The 2,058-nt window shown below is 60.3% G+C and carries 2 protein-coding genes; both read left to right on the plus strand.

The features are described 5' to 3' along the window. On the plus strand, window positions 1-306 hold a 306-nt coding region (locus ACI38B_RS02060), incomplete at its 5' end, for a hypothetical protein (RefSeq protein ID WP_439729314.1). Beyond that, window positions 254-1,690, plus strand: coding sequence for a DHA2 family efflux MFS transporter permease subunit (locus tag ACI38B_RS02065; protein WP_439729315.1), 1,437 nt, complete (start codon window positions 254-256; stop codon window positions 1,688-1,690). The genes ACI38B_RS02060 and ACI38B_RS02065, both read left to right, overlap by 53 nt. The last annotated feature ends 368 nt before the right edge of the window (window positions 1,691-2,058 follow it).

Genomic DNA, 2,058 nt, shown 5'->3' on the forward strand with positions numbered 1-2,058 from the left:
CAACCTTCTGCCGACGCTGAGCGTCCCGTCAGCGTCGGTAGAAGCGGGGCGCGGGATATCTGTCGGCGGTGGGCGCTCGCAGCATTGTGCAGGATCGGCGATCCATACCGTGACACTCTGATTGTTGCATATACAACAAACGTCTATGCTGGACAATATGAGCATGTCACCATCGTCACCATCGGAATCGTCACCATCGGAATCGTCGTCACCATCGTCACCATCGTCACCATCATCCGTACCCGCACCCGCCATGCCGGTATCTGCGGGCAATTCCGGCCCTGCCCGCCGTCAAACCATCGGTGAAAAGCGACTCATCGTCGTTGTCATCGCCTTGTCCGTCCTCACTTTCCTCGGCATCCTGTCGGAAACCTCGCTCAACATCTCGTATGCAACGCTGATGAGTGAATTCTCGCTGTCCGCCGATGTGGTGCAATGGCTGACTACCGGGTATCTGCTGCTGTTGTCGGTGACGATTCCGACCTCGCCGTTCCTCGTGCGCACCTTCCCCACACGTGCGTTGTTCGTCGCCGCCGTAGCCCTGTTCGGCACGGGCACGCTCATCGGCGCGCTCGCCGTGAACTTCCCGATGCTGCTTGCCGCCCGACTGGTCATGGCTTTGGGAACCGGCGTTTCGTTGCCGCTGCTGACCACCATCATCCTTGATCAAGCCCCGTTCAACCGGCGTGCCATGATGCTCGGTCTGGTCAGTCTGGTCACGTGCGCGGCGCCCGCAATCGGCCCGGTGTTCGGTGGGCTGGTTATGGAATTCCTCAACTGGCACTGGATTTTCTACACCATGATTCCGTTTCTGGTGGTCTCGCTCATCCTCGGCTCGGCGACTGTGCCTGATGTGCGGCACGGGGAGCGGGGGTATCTGTCCCTGCCGTCCCTGCTGTTGATCGCCTTGGGATTGTCCGGACTGATTCTTGCGGTGAGTTGCTACACGCAATGGCATGGCGATTGGCGCTTCTGGGTGATTTTGGTCGGTGCAATCGCGGTGTTGGCTGTGTTCGCCGCGGTGCAGCTGCACATGGAACATCCGCTGATTCAGGTGCGCACCTTCGCATACCCCGGATTCACGCTCGGAATGTTGATTCAGCTGATGGTGTCCGGCTGTGTGCTTGCTGTGAACTTCCTGTTGCCGATTCTGTTGCAGCGCGGACTTGGCCATTCGAGCATGATTGCCGCGCTGATTTTGCTGCCCGGTGCGGTCGCTGGAGCCGTGTCCGCACCGCTTGTCGGTAGTTTGCTGCGCGATCATTTCCCGCCCCGGTTTATCGCCGTAGGATTTATCGGCCTTGCCCTGATGGTTGTGGGGATGATGCTCGGCTGCCGTTCGGAGGTGCCGGTCGCGATATCGTATGCGCTGTTTTCCGCGTTCGCCGGATGCGTGCTCGTGCCCGACCAGACGCACGCGCTCAACCAGTTGCCGCAACGCATGAATGCCGACGGGTCGGCGGTGTTGAACACCGTCCAGCAGATGGCCGGGGCGATCGGCACGGCGCTCGCGTCGGCGCTGATCGCTAGCGGGTCGCAAGCTGCTGCTGCCAAAGGATTGGGGCAAGCGCAGGCATATATCGCCGGATTCTCCTCCAGTATGCGCGTGTTCCTTGGTATGGCGGTCGCCGGCGAAATCATGGCGCTGATTATGTTCCGCGTGACCCGATCCTCGCGTGACGCCGCTTGATTCAGCCGAACCGGCTTGCCGGAGTCGTTCGGGCCGTGATTGTGTGAGCGAATCCTCGCATAATGGCATTCAGTCAAGCCGAATCGTCCGTCTTGGTGCACCTGGGCCGTCATCGTGTGAGCCAATCCTCACGCTATGCCATCTATCCCCACCAGACCAGTCTCCCGGAGTTGTCCAGACCGTGATTGTGTGAGCGAATCCTCACATGGTGCCGCCTAACCCATTCGATTCGGCCTGCCGGAGCCGCTCGTGCCGTGACTGTGTGAGCCAATCCTCACACAACCGTCCCCAATCAGGCTGCATCGCCCGTCATGGCGCGCCTGGATCGTCATCGTGTGAGCGAATCCTCGCACTATGCCATCTATCCC

The organism is Bifidobacterium sp., assembly GCF_051876855.1.
Taxonomy (GTDB): Bacteria; Actinomycetota; Actinomycetes; order Actinomycetales; family Bifidobacteriaceae; genus Bifidobacterium.